Source organism: Pricia mediterranea, from assembly GCF_032248455.1.
Classification (GTDB): Bacteria; Bacteroidota; Bacteroidia; order Flavobacteriales; family Flavobacteriaceae; genus Pricia; species Pricia mediterranea.
In genome coordinates, this window is the sequence record NZ_JAVTTP010000001.1 from 2,529,113 (window position 1) to 2,543,695 (window position 14,583).

Below are 14,583 nucleotides of genomic sequence, written 5' to 3' on the forward strand. Positions count from 1 at the left end.
TATTTAATCTCACAAAAAGACGAAAGGAAGAAGGAACGAAGATTGCTGAAGACAGGAGAATGCTTTTTATCGATGGCCTGCCTTATTGCAGGCATAAGAAAGGTTAGTCGTTTTCCTTCCTTGCTCTTTCCGTCTTTTTACAATCAGCGAGCCGTTTAAAGGGCTGGTAAGGCCTTGCGATTGCCCTAAAATCCCGTGGCAGAACCACTTTTCTAAGCCCCTATACGTGGCATTGCGAATAATATGCCCCTATTTCCCTATTTTTGCACCTAATTTCTAACCGAAACTATGAGTTTAAGGAAATCGGTGCTGATCATTGTATTGCTTTTACTGATAGATCAGGTGAGCAAATTCTACATCAAGACTAATTTCGTTCTGGGGGAATCCATCGACGTGTTCAGTTGGTTCAAAATACTGTTTATCGAAAATTCCGGGGCCGCCTGGGGGGCTAAGCTCAGCGATTTTTTTCCTATTACGGATCGGATGGGGAAACTAGTATTGACCGTTTTCAGATTATTTGCTGTTGCAGGTATCGGATACTGGCTCTTTGACACGGTTCGGAAAAAATCTTCGAATACCTTGATTTGGGCAGTTTCCCTGATTTTTGCAGGTGCCCTGGGAAACATTATAGACTCGGTTTTTTACGGGATGATCTTTAACGACAGCTATCAGCAAGTGGCCACAGCTTTCTCCGACCAACCTTATGCCGATTTATTTCACGGAAGGGTAGTTGATATGCTGTATTTTCCCTTAATCGATACTACGTGGCCGGAATGGGTGCCTTATTTTGGGGGTTCTGATTTTCGGTTCTTTGAGCCGGTCTTCAACATTGCCGATATGGCGATCAGTACCGGGGTGGGCATCTTGATCGTTTTCAACAAAAAAGCCTTTGGGAACGATGAAGCGGAAGCGGAAACCGATAGCGGTAAGAATTACGGCCCCCCCCCGCCTCCGGAGAAATAATAGATTTTTTCGGGGGTAACACAGTAGTCCAACGGAACATCGTTGATATGGACATCCTCGATGCTGTCTTCTGCCTTAAAGAGGGAAACCCCTATTTTCAGCACATCGTTTCGACATTTTCTAAGAAAGATATCATAGAACCCCTTTCCGTAACCGACCCGATTACCTTTCTTGTCAAATGCCAATAAGGGGATAAAAACTACGTCGATTTTGTCGGTAGGGATTTCTATGCCATCGACAGGCTCTGGTATGTTCCACCGATTGATTCGAAGTTTTGTTGCATCGGTGAGTAAATAATGCTGTAAGTTTCCTTTATAAGAGACCTTAGGAATAATAATTTGTTTGTCTTTACCGTGTAAAATGGATAGTATAGGGGTGGAGTCTACTTCCCTGTTTTCCGCAATGGACATAAATATATGATAGTATTCATGATGCCAAATGGGCAAGTCGAGCAAGGCATTGGCGATAGCCAGGCTTGATTTTAGAAGATGATGGTCGGATATAGCTTTTCTACGCTCGACGTAAGTCGATCTTAGATTTTTTTTCAGCATATCTATTCTGCCCTATGTTGGGACGAAATGGGTGTTCTCTACTCCTTTGCATTGACGTAGTAGTACACCTTAAAAGAAATCATCAATAGTAAATATAATACTAGGGTTATAATGTATTTATCCATGGGGGTAGTTGATTTTGATACGTTAAAACTAGATAAATAAATTGTTAATTTCACCGCCAATGGGAATATTTTATCGATGAAATGCATTTTTTAAGTAAAATTTAACTTTTTTCAGGAAGGGTAGCAGGGTTCGGACACCGAATTTCTGAAATTTGGGCGCGTATGTATTAACAATCAAAGCCCTACACTCTACCCTTACATAAAATTATGATAAGCTTAGGGATCCTATTAGCGAGTAACCATCTAACTTTGCGATAGTGTCCACAGCTAAATAAAGGTTTTTAATCCGAATGTCCCAGGTAGCCATAGATATCCAACTAAGTACTCTGCCCAAAAGTGCGGGAGTTTACCAATTCTATGACGCCGACGGTAAAATTCTGTACATCGGCAAGGCAAAAGACCTTAAAAAACGCGTTGCGTCCTACTTTTCCAAGATCCACGAAAATGGCAGGACCCGGGTCATGGTCAAAAAAATCCGGCAGATCAAACATATCGTCGTTCCGACCGAGTCGGATGCGTTATTGTTGGAAAATAATCTAATAAAAAAATACCGTCCACGTTATAACGTACTGCTCAAGGATGATAAATCATATCCATTTATCTGTATTAAAAACGAACGTTTTCCAAGAATTTTTCCAACCCGTAAAGTAATCAAGGACGGATCGGAGTACTACGGACCGTACACCAGCATGAAAACGGTACGTACCTTGCTCGATTTGGTAAAGAGTGTTTACCCGTTGCGAACCTGCAACTACGACCTCTCCCACGAAAAAATCGATGCGGGCAAATACAAGGTTTGTCTTGAATACCATCTGGGCAATTGCAAGGGACCTTGTGAGGGGATGCAAACCGCGGAGGAATACCATGCGCAAATTGATGATATCCGGGAAATTATCAAGGGTAACTTTAAATCGTCGTTACATTATTTCAAACGGCGGATGAAAGCTTTGGCCGCCGATATGCAGTTCGAAAAGGCCCAGCTCATGAAGGAGAAAATCGAGGTCTTGGAAAATTATCAGGTGAAATCGACCATTGTAAACCCCAAAATCAACAATGTAGATGTGTTCTCGATTATTTCCGACGAATCACATGGTTACATCAACTTTTTGCAATTGTCACACGGGTCGATCATCCGATCGCATACCATGGAAATAAAAAAGAAACTCGACGAGAGCGATGCAACCCTTTTACAGTTGGCCATAACGGAAATACGGCAACGCTTTAAATCCACTTCCAAAGAATTATATCTCCCGTTCGAGGTCACGGTAGAACCAAACTTGAAGGTGACCGTACCGATATTGGGCGATAAGAAAAAGATTCTCGATCTTTCCGAACGCAACGCCCGCTTTTTTAGGCAAGAACGATTCAAACAGATCAAGATCGTCGATCCCGATCGGCACGTGAACCGTATTATGGCGCAAATGCAAAAGGATTTACGACTTTCGAAGGAACCACGGCATATCGAATGTTTCGATAACAGTAATATTCAGGGCAGCAACCCCGTAGCGGCCTGCGTGGTCTTCAGGAACGGCAGGCCTTCAAAAAAGGAATACCGTCATTATAACATTAAGACTGTCGAGGGCCCTGACGACTTTGCGTCGATGGAAGAAGTCGTATATAGAAGGTACAAACGTCTCTTGAACCAAGAAGAACCCCTACCGCAGTTGATTGTTATAGACGGGGGGAAGGGGCAGCTATCATCCGCTGTCAGGAGTCTGGGGGTGTTGGGGCTACGGGGTAAAATTGCCATCATAGGTATTGCCAAGCGGCTGGAGGAGATCTACTTTCCCGAAGATCCCATTCCTCTGTATTTGGACAAGAAATCCGAATCCCTGAAAATCATACAGCAACTCCGTAACGAGGCACACCGGTTTGGCATTAACTTCCACCGGAACAAACGTAGCAAAGCGGCCATCAGCTCTGAATTGGAAGGTATAAACGGGGTAGGGGAAAAAACGGCACGTGAATTGTTGAGAACATTCAAGTCGGTAAAGCGAATCAAGGAAGCTTCATTGGAAAGCTTGGCGGAGACCGTGGGCAGGGCCAAGGCCAAAAAAATCTATGAGACTTTTCGCTAATGGGGAGCGCCTTCTAACAACGAGCCTGAAGTAAAAATCCATTGCTAGTACAAATGAAGTATTGTGTTGTTCTTTTAGTAGTGCTTTTAGGTTCGGGAATCTTTGCCTTTGGCCAAGTCGGTGATAGCAGTAGTCCGAAGGTAGGGTTGGTTCTGAGCGGGGGTGGGGCAAAAGGCCTGGCCCACATTGGGGCCTTAAAAGTCATTGAAGAGGCGGGGGTCAAAATCGACTACATCGGGGGCACCAGCATGGGTGCTATTGTGGGCGCGCTCTACGCAGCTGGATATACGGCCACCGAGCTCGATTCCATTTTTCGTACTACCGATTTTACCAACCTGATCGATGATAATCTGCCCCGCAGCGCAAAGACTTTTTACGAAAAGGAAGATTCCGAGCGCTACGCTGTTACCTTGCCCTTTAGCAAGTTTAAGATTTCCGTGCCTTCCGCATATTCAGGAGGACAGAATGTGTACAATGAGCTGGTAAAATTGCTTTATCCCGTAAAGAATATCACCGATTTCGATAAGCTGCCGATTCCCTTTCTATGCATCGCCACGGATGTGGAAAACGGCGAGGAGGTCATTTTAAAAGAAGGCTATCTGCCTCAGGCCGTTATGGCAAGTGGTGCCCTGCCCTCGCTGTTCGAACCTGTCAAGGCAGACGACCGCTTATTGATCGACGGGGGAGTGGTCAACAATTACCCGATTGAAAAAGTAAAAAACATGGGGGCCGACGTAATCATCGGAGTCGATGTGCAGCATGGACTCCGGGATCGGGAAGGGCTTATCTCGGCCACGGAAATCCTGCTGCAGATCAACAATTATAGGACCGTGAATGATATGGTTGAAAAATCGGAACAGACCGATGTCTACATCAAGCCGGAAATCGATAAATTTTCCGTCATCGACTTTAATCTTGCCGCCCGTATTATCGAAAGTGGTGCCGTGGCCGCAAAAAAAAGCTACGGTGACCTGCGGAGACTGGCTAAAATGCAAGGCGACGTCAAAGGCCAGGTTCCCGTTATAAAACCCGTAGAAAAATTGACCATTGATCATTTGACCGTGACCGGTAGCGCCAATTACCCCCGAGGCTACGTAAAAGGTAAATTGCGGCTGGGTAAGGATGGGGAAACTACGTTTTCAAAACTGGAACAGGGAGTGGGTAATCTCGCGGCGACCAGAAACTTTAAGACCATCCATTATAAATTGAAAGATAGCGGAGGCGAGCAGGAATTAATTCTGGATCTCACCGAGAACCCGGTCAAGACTTTTGTGCGAATCGGTGCCCACTACGATGACCTTTATAAAACGGCCGCGATTCTCAATGTAACCAGAAAACAGCTGTTGACCCGTGACGATGTAGCCTCCTTTGATTTTATTATTGGTGATAACGTACGGTATAATTTCCAATACTACGTGGATAAAGGATCGTATTGGAGCTTTGGTCTGAATTCAAGGTTTAATGACTTCCGTAAAGAAATCGATTTTGATTTAATACGGGGCAACTACGAAGTGCCTTCCGGCATCAATCTAGGTACAATCAACCTTGATGTTTCAGACTTTACAAATCGGGTTTATGTGGAAACGGTTTTACGGGAAGAGTTCGCTTATCGAATGGGTGTCGAGCATAAATTACTGAAATATAGTACCAGAACCCTGGGCCAGTTAGGCGAAGATGAGGTTCGTGCCGATCGAAGAACGTCTGACGGAAAAACGTATTTCGAAAACAGTAATTTCTACAGTGTTTTTGGGAAGTTGACCCTTGATACCTACGATGATGCGTACTTTCCGTCAAAGGGTCTATATTTTGATGGAGACTTTCACTTTTATCTTCTTTCTTCGGATTTTAACGATAATTTCAAGGAATTTTCCGTTGCAAAGGCCCGGATGGGCGGGGCGGTGCCCATTTCAAAATACCTTTCCTTGAACATAGAGACCGAGGGAGGTTTTAAACTGGGTACATCCGACGTTACTTCTTTCGATTTTATCCTAGGCGGATTTGGAACGGACTTGATCAATAATAATATTCCGTTCTTCGGCTATGACTTTATAAGCTTACCGGGCAACAGCTTTGTCAAGGCTTACGGGAGGCTCGATTATGAGTTTTGGCCCAAAAACCATCTAATGTTCACGGCCAACTTCTCGAACGTCGACGACGACATTTTTAGAACCGGCGAATGGTTCACACTTCCCGACTATTCCGGATACGGAATCGGTTATGGTTGGGAATCTTTTCTAGGGCCACTACAAGTCCACTATTCCTGGTCTCCGGAGGGCAAAACGAATAACTTCTTTTTCAGTTTGGGATACTGGTTTTAGGGAAACCCTCTCTTCACTAAAGTCCGTTTTACCTCCCTCCGCAAGTAAAATCCCGTGACAATGGTGGCCAGGGTATCGGCAATCGGAAAGGATATCCAAACGCCGAGTTCACCTAAATAATGGGGCAGGATCAAGATCAGGGGGATGAAAAAGAACCCCTGTCGTGCGAGGGTTAGCAATAACGCCGGGACAGCTTTCCCAATGGCCTGAAAATAGGCGGCACCGATAAGCTGGAGCGCGATGATGGGGGTTGCCGCGAATACCAGTCGCATGGCCAAGGGAATATGCCCCAGTACAAAAGTATTGGTCGCTAGGTCTTCTTCCGACATTTCCGGGCCAGTGCCCAAAAAGAGGCCCGCTATCTCATCCGGAAAGAGGAACAATCCTACGAAAACGATACTGGCCAGGATGGCTGCGTACTTAATGGCCGTATTGATGGACTCCCGTACTCTTTGGTATTTTTCGGCGCCGTAATTAAAACCGGCAATGGGCAAAAACCCTTGGGTAACCCCGAACACCGGAAACAACGCGAACATCAGCATCCGGCCGATAATGGCGTAAACGGCCACCATGGCCTCCCCGCCGAGGCCGAAGAGAATGTTATTCATTAAAAGATAGGTAATGCTCACCACCGCTTGGCGGGAAAGGGTAACGAAGCCCAAGGAACCGATTTCCTTCAAAATGTCCCCGTCCAATCCGAAATGTGGCAGGCTGATCTTTAATTCGGAGTTTTTTGATAGGAAAAAATAGAGAATATAGGCGAAACATACCAGATACCCAGCCGTGGTCGCCCATGCCGCACCGGCCATGCCCCAATCGAAGATGTAGATAAAGACATAATCCATCAACAGGTTGCCCACCGAGGGGATGATCATGGCGATCATGGCGAATTTTGGCTTTCCCTCGGCCCGGATGACGGTATTGCCCATCATACAGAGCGCCAAAAAGGGTACTCCGTACAGTACGATTTTGTAGTAGGTCTTGGCAGGATCAAAAATGGCGCCCTTGCCCCCAAAGGCGGGGATGAGCGTATCGACATAGTAGAGTCCTAAAGCGACCATCGCCACGGTGACCAATAGCGTCAGGGTAATCTGGTTGCCAAAGGTTTTTAAAGCCTTTTCGGGGTTGTTCGCACCAAGTGCGCGCGATATTATGCTAGATCCCCCGATGCCTATGGCCATTCCAAGGGCGGCGATAAAAAACGACACGGGCAGTACGACATTGATGGCGGCGATGGCAATGGAGCCGATCCAGTTGCCCACAAAGATCGAATCGACCAACACGTTCAATGACATCACCAAAATACCGATGGAAGCCGGTACGGATTGCCTGATCAACAATTTGCCGATCGGTTCCGAACCGAGCTGTTCTGCAGATACTTTTGCCATTTCAAATTGCGGATGTTAACGTCTAAAGAAGCTCAAACGGCACCTTTTGTTCAATTTTATCGATGTCTAACATCTCACGAGGGAAGCCGCCCCGTAGTTTCCCAATCCTTTACCCAGTTCGCCATTACCTGCACCCATGCATCGGAGTCATTCAAACAAGGGATGTGGGTGTAGTTTTCGCCGCCCGCTTCGATAAACTGGTCTTTGCCTTCCATGGCGATTTCCTCCAAGGTTTCCAGGCAGTCGGCCACAAAGGCAGGGGTGATAACGGCCAAGCGCTTGACACCTTCCTTCGCCAAACGTTCGAACTCGTAATCCGTATAGGGTTTAAGCCAAGGGTCGCCGGCCAAACGGGACTGGAACGACAAGCTCACCTGTTCGTCTTTGAGTCCGAGCGTCGCTTTCACAAGTTCGGTCGTTTTATAGACTTGATGCCGGTAGCAGCTATGGTGGGCCACGGAGTTGATAGTGCAACAACTGCCGTCGATTTTGCAGTGGTAGCTGGTGGGGTCCGATTTTCGGATGTGCCTTTCGGGAATGCCGTGGTATGAGAACAGGATGTGGTCATAATCGAAATTCTTCAGGCCATCGGCTATACTTTTCGATAATACTTTGATGTACTCTGGATTGCGGTAAAAGGCCGGAAGTGTGGTCAATCGCGTCTGCGGAAAAAATTCTTTTTGAACCTCCATCGCCTTGACCACTACGGTTTCATAGCTAGACATGGCGTAATGTGGATATAACGGCACCAATAATACGTCCTCGACGCCCTTGTCCCTTAGTTCCTGTAACGACTTTTTGATGCTCATCGTACCGTAGCGCATCCCGAGGGCCACGGGCATGTCGGTCTGCTTCCGAAGTTTGTCGGTAAAACGTTCGGATATAATGATTAGTGGCGAGCCTTCGTCCCACCAAATCTTGGCGTAGGCCTCTGCCGATTTTTTGGGTCGGGTCTGCAGGATAATCCCGCGTACGATGATATTGCGGAGCCATAGGGGTGCATCGATGACCCGTTCGTCCATTAAAAACTCGTCGAGATACGGTTTGAGGTCCTTTGCAGTGGGACTTTCGGGGGAACCTAGATTGACCAATAGAACTCCTTTCATCTGTATTTTTTTTTCAAGGGTCAGATGTAATGCGCCAGTACTCATCTCGGTTGGTATCAAGATTTATTATGGCTCATTTCATAGCTAGAAATTTTTCATTTGCAAAAATAGGCCTTGAAACTCATCTTGGCGACATATTCCCTGAATTCTTTCCTTGCCCGTCCGCTCGACTTTGTGTCCAAAAAAAGGAAATCGTAAAATACGGAAAATGATTGGCCAGTATAGCCTGGGATAGTAGGGGGGTCTTTAACTGTTTTGCAGGATTGATTTTGTACCATATTTCGGATGAGTGGGCGAGGCCTTTCTGCTCAAAGACCAGCCGCGTGCCCATGTGTTCCGACCGAACGGTTTCGCGCATTACGGGTATTGCCCAAATTATCATTACCTTCATTTCCGATTTATACGAACAGGTACGAATTGCAAATGGTGAATTCCCATATTATAAGGTGGACCAATAGCGTTCATAGCCAATACTTTTCCGTAAGCCATGTCGTTGGGCTTCCGCACTTTATAAAATTGTGGCACCACCATCAAGAACTGGAGCTGGTACTTATCCCTCAGGGGAGAGCACCCGCTTTGTGGGGGACAATACGGACCCTTTTGGGCCCGGGAACCTAGTGCTATTGGGAGATTTTTTGCCCCATAAAAGGCAAAACAATCCAGAGTATACCTTGGAAATCGAATCGGATTGGACCTGTCGATCAAGGAGTTGCAGAAGGAATGGAATTCCCGTCCGTGGCCAAAATCGACCCAGAAAATCGGTACAAGTTGGGCAAGGGCGATGAGAAGTGTGGCGCTTAGAATCCCGTCGGCCAGATTGAACCTGTCCGTCTATCCGGAGGAGCATAACCTGCTTATCAATCCCTTGCGCCCTGATTTCCTAACAGCGGTTTCGATAGCGAGTACGGAAACCTTCAATTTAAATTGAACCGTTGACTGCCGAGTTCCTTATCACGGATAAAATCAAACCACGTATGGATTGATAATCCGTAGTGTTCATTAGGCACTGAAATTGCGAACGGTTATTGGGTTGTTAAGTTATTGGATTATTTTGTAAGAAATCCGGCATAATCCAATAACCGAGTAACTCAGTAACTTTGGCGACTAAATTGTTTATAGAAACTAAAGGAGCTGCAATAAAATTGCAGGGTTTTAACCATTAACTTGATAATAAAAAGAATGAAAAGCATATTTCTTGCCATAGCACTGATTGTAGTCCAAACTTCTTTTTCGCAAGCCATCACCTGCTCCCCCGTGGACAGGCAAGCGGTCGAGAACAAGCTCAAGGAAATCGACGTTTTGGCTAAAGCAGATTTCGGAGAAACTTTGGTCGCGATCGGGAAGACCTTCAAGGGCACGCCCTACGTAGCAAAAACGCTTGAAATCGGGGACATCGAAACCCTGGTCGTCAACCTGCAAGGTCTCGATTGTACCACCTATGTTGAAAACGTGCTGGCCTTTGGTCGGATGCTCGAGAAGGGGGAATCGGACTTCGACGACTTTATCGCAACCTTGGAAAATATTCGCTACAAGGATGGCGAACTCGACGGTTACGCTTCCCGGCTGCATTATTTTTCAGAGTGGATTGCCAATAACGAAGAAAAGGGCCTGTTGAAAGATATCACCGCCGAAATCGGAGGAGAGAAAATTACCAAGGATATCGACTTTATGAGTACCCACCGCGACCTGTATCCTTTTTTAAGCGATGAAGGAAATTTTGAAAGGATAAAGGCATCCGAAAGAGCCTTGAACGACCGGGGCATTTACATCCTCCCGCAAAAAGATATCGCTGATAAGGAGCATCTCATCCAAACCGGTGACATTATTGCGCTGACCACCTCCATCGATGGCCTTGACATTACCCATACCGGTTTCGCCACCCGGGAAGACGACGGGCGCATCCACCTGCTACACGCCTCCACCGGCTCCATGGAAGTAGAGGTAAGCGAGCTTACACTGACGGACTATCTCAAAAAGGTCAAGAAAAATTCCGGAATCATGGTGGCGCGGCCAAAACTCTAGCTCCAATCTTCCGAAACAGATAAGATACGGTGCAGCGGAGAACCCTGTTTTTCATAAACGGCTATGAGCCTGCCATAGCCATCAGATATTTCTTCGGAGTAGTACCGTACTTTTTTTTAAATGCGGTTATAAAATGGCTCGCCGTGCTATAACCCACTTTAAGACCGACCTCGTTAACGTTATGTTGGCCGGTCTCGAGCATCTTTCGGGCGTATTCCATCTTATAGTCGAAAAGAAAACTGAACACCGAATCCCCATAAATTTGTTTGAAGCCCTCTTTCAATTTTTTAAGGGACAATCCGATTTCCTCGGATAGCTCTGCCAGGGTGGGAGGCTCTGCCATCCGGGTTATCACAATTTCTTTGGCCTTGCGGATGCGGCGGACATTGTCTTCATCGACCAGAAACGGGCATTGCTCCACATCGGCATCCTCCCCCCTGTTGAAGTAGAGCGAGATGAGTTCGTAGGCCTTCCCCTTGATGTACAGTTCCTTGATGGAGGGATGCAGGTTGTAGTTCATTATCTGACTGAGAACCACGGCAATAGCGGGGCTGACCTTTTCTTGCGAATAATATTTTTTATCCTTGTTTTCCGCACTCAAGAACGGGATGTATTCCGCTTCCCTTGAGAAAAGGGAGTGGAAATTCCGGATAGTCATGACTACCGAAACCAGCCACGAATTGGGAGTTAGTTCGAGATTGATGGGAAGGTCCAACTGAGGATTGTACAAAAGAAGGGAATTCTCTTCGGAAACCTCCAAAGCGTAGGTTCCCTGACTGAAGACAAATTTGGCGCCACCCTTCAAACAAAAATGGAACTGGATAAAACTGCTATCGATTTCTCGGGTAACCCGTTGTATTTCCGGGGTGTCGTTCTGTATCTTGAGAACGAAAAACCCGTCTTCGATAAAGACTTCCTGAAATGAACCTTGAGCGATATTTTTTTCCTCCATAGCCTTTGCGATATTCCCTGTGGTTATTTAGAAAGGTTCTAAATAAATCCGCTGTAAAGCGTTGTATTTCCTACAAAAATAAGGATTTAGAGCGAATCACTATCCAAATTCAGCCAAAAATCGGGTATCGATACTAATTGTACCGCTAGCGTTACTTTTTACGGAGTACACCCTTTATTTTTGCCCAGGTTCGTTATTTCCATTCCAATTAATGAAAGACTACCATATTTCTCGACATAACTCGTTCTATAGCATTGGTCTCAATTACCAGAAAGCCGATGCCGAGACCCGGGGCAATTTCAGTCTCGGAAAAGCCGCCAGTGAGAAATTGCTGATGCAGGCAAAGGCACAGGGCATCGACGGACTTTTGGCGACTTCGACCTGTAATCGTACCGAGCTGTACGGGTTTGCCCAACATCCCTTTCAGCTAATCAAACTGCTTTGCGATAATACGACCGGTTCAATCGAGGAATTTCAGGATGTGGCCTACGTTTATAAGAACAATGAGGCCATCGGACACCTTTTTCGGGTCGGAACTGGTCTGGACAGTCAGATTTTGGGCGATTTTGAGATTATCAGTCAATTGAAACAGAGTTTCAACCGTTCCAAAAAATTTGAACTTGCCAATCCGTTTATAGAACGTCTTTGCAACTCTGTTATTCAGGCCAGTAAACGTATAAAGAACGAAACCGAGATATCGTCCGGGGCAACTTCGGTAGCTTTTGCCTCGGTTCGCTATATTTTGGAAAACGTTCCCGATGCTTCGGAGAAGAACATTTTGCTCTTCGGAACCGGGAAGATCGGTCGCAACACTTGTGAAAACCTGATCAAGCATACCAAGAACAATCACATAACCCTTGTTAACCGTACGAAGGAAAAAGCAGAAAGAATTGCCGGGAAATTCCAGTTGACGGTAAGGGACTATGGCGACCTGCAGACCGAAATCCGGAATACCGACGTGCTAATCGTGGCCACAAGCGCCCAATCGCCAACTGTATCCAAGGAATTGATCCACACAAAGAAGCCGCTGTTGATCTTGGATCTGTCCATTCCCAAAAATGTGTCCGATGAGGTGTCCCAATTAGAGAACGTTACCCTCATACACCTTGACCATCTCTCTCAAATGACCGATGAGGCTTTGGAACGACGAAAACAGTATGTGCCACATGCCGAAGAAATCATCGCCGAAGTGCGACACGATTTCGATCAATGGTTGGAAACCCGAAAATTCGCACCCGTAATCAAGGCGCTGAAAAAGAAACTAAAGACCATGAAAGAGGAGGAAATGGACTACCAGTCCAAAAAACGCTCCGATTTCAATGAACAACAGGCCGATATCATTTCTAACCGCATCATTCAGAAAATCACCAAACAGTTCGCCAACCACTTGAAAGGCGATGATGTTGATTCCGATACCAGCCTTCAACTTATTCAGAGCGTCTTTCAACTCGAAGTAGACACCCCATGAACAAAATCATACGCATCGGTACCCGCGATAGCGAACTGGCGCTGTGGCAGGCGACCACCGTTAAGGATAAGTTAGAGGCTCTGGGCCATCGGGCCGAGATTGTTCCCGTTAAGTCCACTGGGGATCTCGTACTCGACAAACCGCTTCACGAAATGGGGATTACCGGTATTTTTACGAAAACGCTGGATGTTGCGATGTTGCGCGGTGAAATCGATGTGGCCGTGCATAGCATGAAAGACGTGCCGACGAAACTTCCGGTAGGCATCGTTCAGGCGGCCGTACTCGAGCGCGGCAATTTTCTTGACATCCTTGCCTTTAAGAAAAATGAGGAGTTTTTGGCCGAAAGGGAGGCCGTTATCGCTACCGGAAGCCTACGGCGAAAGGCCCAATGGCTGAACCGTTACCCCACCCATACCGTGGTCGATCTGCGGGGGAACGTTCAAACACGTTACGAAAAATTGAAGAAAAATGATTGGAACGCCGCTATTTTCGCCGCGGCGGGGCTGGAGCGTACCGGTCTGGAGCCGGAGAACACTGTCGGTCTAACCTGGATGATGCCGGCCCCCGCCCAGGGTGCGATTATGGTGGTGGCCCTAGAAGACGACGCCGTCGTTCGGGAAGCCTGTGCCCAGCTCAACCACGAACCCACCGATATCTGCACCCGACTGGAACGGGAGTTTTTACGTATTCTCGAGGGGGGCTGTACGGCACCTATCGGGGCTTTGGCCACTATCGACGAAAACGAGGTCACTCTAAAGGGAGTGCTATTAACGGTCGACGGGAAGAAAAAACTGCAATCGGAGTTCAGTGCGCCTTTAGGCCGTCACGAATTCTTGGGGCGTGATTGCGCCAACAGCATTTTGAGCCGTGGGGGCAAACTCTTGATGAACGAAATTCAGGGCGCTATCTTGAAGACGAATATTTTCTCCACCAAAGATCTGAGTCAAAAGCAGCTAGCGCTGTTTGACAAGTCCGTCCGTGTAAAATCCAAAGACTTCATAAAGGTGAGTCCCAATCGCATTTCGGCCTATGAGCTTAAAAAGCCAAAGCACAATGTAATTGTAACAAGTCAAAACGCGGTAGAGGCACTGTTACAGAATGTAGACGCCGCCGACTTGAGGTTCGAAAACATCTATTGCGTCGGCAGAAAGACCAAGCGCCTGATCGAACGCCGTATCGGCCCCGTAAAACATCAGGAGAAATATGCCGAAAAACTGGCAGCTTATCTGGTGGAATATATGGAAGGCCTTGAGGTCACCTATTTTTGCAGCAGCCTACGGCTCGACACGATCCCGACGATTTTGGCGGAAAACAATATCAAGGTCAACGAAATCGAGGCTTATGAAACAAAACACGTTTCCGAAAAAGTAGACGACGACATCGAGGGGGTCATGTTCTATAGTCCCTCTACGGTCGAGAGTTATCTGATAAAAAATGCACCTGATAAAATCGCATACTGTATTGGTGAGACCACGGCAGCGGAAGCACGAAAGCATTTTGCCGATGTGCGGGTGGCGAAAACGCCGATTGTAGAGAGCGTCATCGAACTGGTGAACGAGCAGTATGTTAAATTACACGAGTAATTGCCAGAGCCAACACAAGATTTACACTT

Annotated in this window: 11 protein-coding genes; 7 read left to right on the forward strand and 4 right to left on the reverse strand. The window is 46.7% G+C overall.

Annotation, left to right across the window (positions count from 1 at the left end):
• Positions 1–288 precede the first annotated feature (288 nt).
• A complete protein-coding gene (locus tag RQM65_RS10385; RefSeq protein WP_314014768.1) occupies positions 289–963 on the forward strand; it encodes a lipoprotein signal peptidase in 675 nt (224 codons plus the stop codon).
• Here the strand turns inward: RQM65_RS10385 and RQM65_RS10390 are convergent.
• Positions 933–1,514 (reverse strand): 5-formyltetrahydrofolate cyclo-ligase, encoded by a 582-nt coding sequence (locus RQM65_RS10390; protein ID WP_314014770.1) that lies wholly within the window; start codon positions 1,512–1,514, stop codon positions 933–935. The two genes, RQM65_RS10385 and RQM65_RS10390, sit on opposite strands and share 31 nt — an antisense overlap.
• Before the next feature lie 415 nt (positions 1,515–1,929).
• On the opposite strand from RQM65_RS10390, the gene uvrC reads away from it, so the two are divergent.
• Together uvrC and RQM65_RS10400 are read left to right on the forward strand one after the other, a co-directional pair.
• On the forward strand, positions 1,930–3,717 hold the full coding sequence (uvrC, locus tag RQM65_RS10395; RefSeq protein WP_314014772.1) for an excinuclease ABC subunit UvrC: 1,788 nt from the start codon (positions 1,930–1,932) through the stop codon (positions 3,715–3,717).
• A 53-nt stretch (positions 3,718–3,770) separates the two neighbouring features.
• Positions 3,771–6,035 carry a patatin-like phospholipase family protein gene (locus RQM65_RS10400; RefSeq protein ID WP_314014774.1) on the forward strand — a complete coding sequence of 755 codons (2,265 nt, stop codon included), beginning with the start codon at positions 3,771–3,773 and terminating at the stop codon, positions 6,033–6,035.
• Here RQM65_RS10400 and RQM65_RS10405 read toward each other — a convergent pair.
• Together RQM65_RS10405 and hemH are read right to left on the reverse strand one after the other, a co-directional pair.
• A complete protein-coding gene (locus RQM65_RS10405; RefSeq protein WP_314014776.1) occupies positions 6,032–7,423 on the reverse strand; it encodes an MATE family efflux transporter in 1,392 nt (463 codons plus the stop codon). The genes RQM65_RS10400 and RQM65_RS10405 overlap by 4 nt on opposite strands.
• 74 nt (positions 7,424–7,497) lie before the next feature.
• The gene (hemH, locus tag RQM65_RS10410; RefSeq protein ID WP_314014778.1) at positions 7,498–8,529 is read right to left on the reverse strand and encodes a ferrochelatase; all 1,032 of its coding nucleotides are present in this window, start codon (positions 8,527–8,529) and stop codon (positions 7,498–7,500) included.
• 688 nt (positions 8,530–9,217) lie between these two features.
• On the opposite strand from hemH, the gene RQM65_RS10415 reads away from it, so the two are divergent.
• Both RQM65_RS10415 and RQM65_RS10420 read left to right on the forward strand, forming a co-directional pair.
• Complete coding sequence (locus RQM65_RS10415; RefSeq protein WP_314014779.1) at positions 9,218–9,457, forward strand: RES family NAD+ phosphorylase; 240 nt, start codon at positions 9,218–9,220, stop codon at positions 9,455–9,457.
• 251 nt (positions 9,458–9,708) lie between these two features.
• Entirely contained in the window at positions 9,709–10,551 is an 843-nt protein-coding gene (locus tag RQM65_RS10420; protein ID WP_314014781.1) for an N-acetylmuramoyl-L-alanine amidase-like domain-containing protein, read from the forward strand.
• 61 nt (positions 10,552–10,612) lie between these two features.
• Here the strand turns inward: RQM65_RS10420 and RQM65_RS10425 are convergent, their stop codons facing one another.
• Entirely contained in the window at positions 10,613–11,503 is an 891-nt protein-coding gene (locus RQM65_RS10425) for a helix-turn-helix transcriptional regulator (protein WP_314014782.1), read from the reverse strand.
• 211 nt (positions 11,504–11,714) lie between these two features.
• Between RQM65_RS10425 and hemA the strand changes: the two genes are divergently transcribed.
• Positions 11,715–12,971 carry a glutamyl-tRNA reductase gene (gene hemA / locus RQM65_RS10430; protein ID WP_314014784.1) on the forward strand — a complete coding sequence of 419 codons (1,257 nt, stop codon included), beginning with the start codon at positions 11,715–11,717 and terminating at the stop codon, positions 12,969–12,971.
• Positions 12,968–14,554 carry a hydroxymethylbilane synthase gene (gene hemC, locus RQM65_RS10435; protein ID WP_314014786.1) on the forward strand — a complete coding sequence of 529 codons (1,587 nt, stop codon included), beginning with the start codon at positions 12,968–12,970 and terminating at the stop codon, positions 14,552–14,554. Before hemA ends, hemC begins: the two co-directional genes overlap by 4 nt.
• Positions 14,555–14,583 lie beyond the last annotated feature (29 nt).

What these genes read in the sequence shown, in the direction of transcription:
- RQM65_RS10390 (WP_314014770.1), bottom strand. Translation starts at nt 1,514, where the DNA reads ATGCTGAAAAAAAATCTAAGATCGACTTACGTCGAGCGTAGAAAAGCT.
- RQM65_RS10385 (WP_314014768.1), top strand. Translation starts at nt 289, where the DNA reads ATGAGTTTAAGGAAATCGGTGCTGATCATTGTATTGCTTTTACTGATA.
- hemA (WP_314014784.1), top strand. Translation starts at nt 11,715, where the DNA reads ATGAAAGACTACCATATTTCTCGACATAACTCGTTCTATAGCATTGGT.
- hemH (WP_314014778.1), bottom strand. Translation starts at nt 8,529, where the DNA reads ATGAAAGGAGTTCTATTGGTCAATCTAGGTTCCCCCGAAAGTCCCACT.
- RQM65_RS10405 (WP_314014776.1), bottom strand. Translation starts at nt 7,423, where the DNA reads ATGGCAAAAGTATCTGCAGAACAGCTCGGTTCGGAACCGATCGGCAAA.
- RQM65_RS10425 (WP_314014782.1), bottom strand. Translation starts at nt 11,503, where the DNA reads ATGGAGGAAAAAAATATCGCTCAAGGTTCATTTCAGGAAGTCTTTATC.
- RQM65_RS10400 (WP_314014774.1), top strand. Translation starts at nt 3,771, where the DNA reads ATGAAGTATTGTGTTGTTCTTTTAGTAGTGCTTTTAGGTTCGGGAATC.
- RQM65_RS10420 (WP_314014781.1), top strand. Translation starts at nt 9,709, where the DNA reads ATGAAAAGCATATTTCTTGCCATAGCACTGATTGTAGTCCAAACTTCT.
- uvrC (WP_314014772.1), top strand. Translation starts at nt 1,930, where the DNA reads ATGTCCCAGGTAGCCATAGATATCCAACTAAGTACTCTGCCCAAAAGT.
- hemC (WP_314014786.1), top strand. Translation starts at nt 12,968, where the DNA reads ATGAACAAAATCATACGCATCGGTACCCGCGATAGCGAACTGGCGCTG.